Annotated in this window: 2 protein-coding genes; both read left to right on the top strand. The window is 73.2% G+C overall.

All coding sequences use genetic code 11. The features are described from left to right. Nucleotides 1-786 (top strand): hypothetical protein (locus VFN12_RS08835; RefSeq protein WP_325118276.1); only part of this gene is annotated, 786 nt, incomplete at its 5' end. 63 nt (nucleotides 787-849) lie between these two features. After that, the coding region (locus VFN12_RS08830) for a potassium/proton antiporter (protein ID WP_325118275.1) at nucleotides 850-2,339 on the top strand (1,490 nt) is incomplete at its 3' end.

Raw genomic sequence — 2,339 nt, 5'->3', positions numbered from 1 at the left:
CGCCGGTTGATGGACCCGGATCCGCAGTCGCGGTGGGAGGTCGCCGACGCCGCCCACGCCCTGCGCCGGATCCACGCGCGGCACCGCACCGACCGCACCCGCGAGGAGACCGATGCCTTCGGAGGGGCCGCGGTCGCGGTGTCCACCCGGCCGCACCCGGAGCCGACGGCGACCGCCGCCGAGCAGACCGAGCGGACGCCGGCGCCAACCCCCGCGCCGACTCCGACGCCGGCCCCGACTCGGGCCCCGACTCCGACTCCGGCTGCTTCTCCGAGCCGTGGGCCGCGCCGCGGCCGGGTCGTCCTACCGGTGCTCGCCGTCCTGGCCGTCCTGGCGATCCTGGCCGTCCTCGGGGCCAACCTGCTCGGCAACGACCCCACGTCGGACACGACGGACCCCTCCGCCGACTCCGGTCGCAGCGGCGGCGCGTCACAGGACGCCGACCCCGGCGGGAGCGCATCGGATGATGCCGCGGCGCCGTCCGGCGCCACGAGCCGCGAGGCGTTCGTCGAGGACTACTACGCCGTGCTCCCGGACGACACCCAGGCGGGGTGGTCGATGTTGTCGCCGGGCTTCCAGGGCGAGGTCGGGTACGGCAGCTACGACGGCTTCTGGTCCACCATCGACTCGGTCGCGGTCCAGGACGTCGATGCTGTCGGGGGCAATGCGGTCGACACCACGCTCGTCTACACCCAGGACGGCAGCAGCCAGCGCGAGGTACGCCGGATCGAGCTGACGCCCCGCGGCAACGACTACCTGATCAGCGGGGACGCCGTCGTCGGCTGACCGGACGACCCGGGCACGACCGATAGGATCGGACACACCGCCGATCGCCCGGAAAGCGAGCCCGTGACCTTCGACGTCCACCAGCTCGAGAACTTCGTGCTCGTGGCGTCCGCCGTCACCCTTCTCGCGATCCTCGCCGTCCGGATCTCCTCCCGCGCCGGGCTGCCGAGCCTGCTGCTCTACCTGGCCATGGGCGTCGCCCTGGGCGAGGCGGGGGTGGGAATCCCGTTCGATGACGCCCAGCTGGCGCACGCCCTCGGCTTCGTGGCCCTCGCCGTCATCCTGGCCGAGGGCGGTCTGACCACGAACTGGCCCGACGTTCGCCCGTCGATGAAGCTCGGCGTCTCGCTGGCCACCATCGGCGTGGCCGTCTCGATCACCGTCGTCGCGGTCGGCGCCCACTACCTGCTCGGGATCCCGTGGGAGCTGGCCGTCCTCCTCGGCGCGGTCACGTCGCCCACCGACGCCGCGGCGGTGTTCTCCGTGCTCCGGGTGGTGCCCCTGCCGAGGCGGCTGACCGGGGCGCTGGAGGCCGAGTCCGGCCTGAACGACGCCCCGACGGTCGTCCTGGTCACGCTGATCTCGTCGGGTGCCGTCGCCGAGCAGGGCATCGTCGAGATGGCCGGAACGGTCGTCTTCGAGCTCGTCGTCGGCGCGCTGGTCGGGCTGCTCTGCGGATTCGGCGGGGCCTGGGTGATGCGCAGGGCGGCTCTCCCCTCGTCCGGCCTGTACCCGCTGTCGGTCATGGCCCTCTGCTTCCTGGCGTACGGCGGCGCGGCCGCCCTGCACGGGTCCGGCTTCGCCGCCGTCTACCTGGCCGCCCTGGTCCTCGGCAACAGCGAGCTCCCGCACCGGACCGCGACCCGCTCCTTCGCGGAGGGCGTGGCCTGGCTGGCCCAGATCGGACTGTTCGTGATGCTCGGGCTGCTCCTCTCCCCCGATGAGCTGACCCTGTCCACGGTCTGGCTGGCCCTGGTCGCCGGACTCGTGCTCACCTTCGTCGCCCGGCCGTTGTCGGTCCTGGCGAGCGCCGTCGTCGCGCCCCTGCCGTTGCGGGAGCTGTCCTTCCTCTCCTGGGCCGGACTGCGCGGGGCGGTGCCGATCGTGCTCACCACCATCCCGCTGGCCGCGGGGGTCGACGACTCGCGCCGCCTCTTCAACGTGGTCTTCGTCATGGTGGTGATCTACACCCTGCTGACCGGCCCGACACTGCCGTCGGTGGCCAAGGTGCTGAAGGTCGCGCGGCGTTCCGAGCCGCGAGGTCTCGAGGTCGAGGCCGCGCCCCTGGAGCGGGTGGCCGCCGACCTGCTGCAGGTGACGATCAGCCCGGTGTCCCGGATGCACGGCGTCGAGGTGGGCGAGCTCCGGTTGCCCGTGGGCGCCTCGGTGTCCCTCGTCATCCGTTCCGGCCAGATCCTGGTGCCGGAGCGGCGTACCGTCCTGCGCCACGGCGACGACCTGCTGGTCGTCACCCCCCGCAAGCTGCGGGAGCAGACCGAGGAGCGCTTGCGCCAGGTGTCCTCGTCCGGGCGGCTCGCGCAGTGGCTGGGTGG

The sequence above is a fragment of the Nocardioides sp. genome, from assembly GCF_035703625.1.
GTDB lineage: Bacteria > Actinomycetota > Actinomycetes > Propionibacteriales > Nocardioidaceae > Nocardioides.
This window is presented reverse-complemented; position numbering and strand designations above follow the sequence as displayed.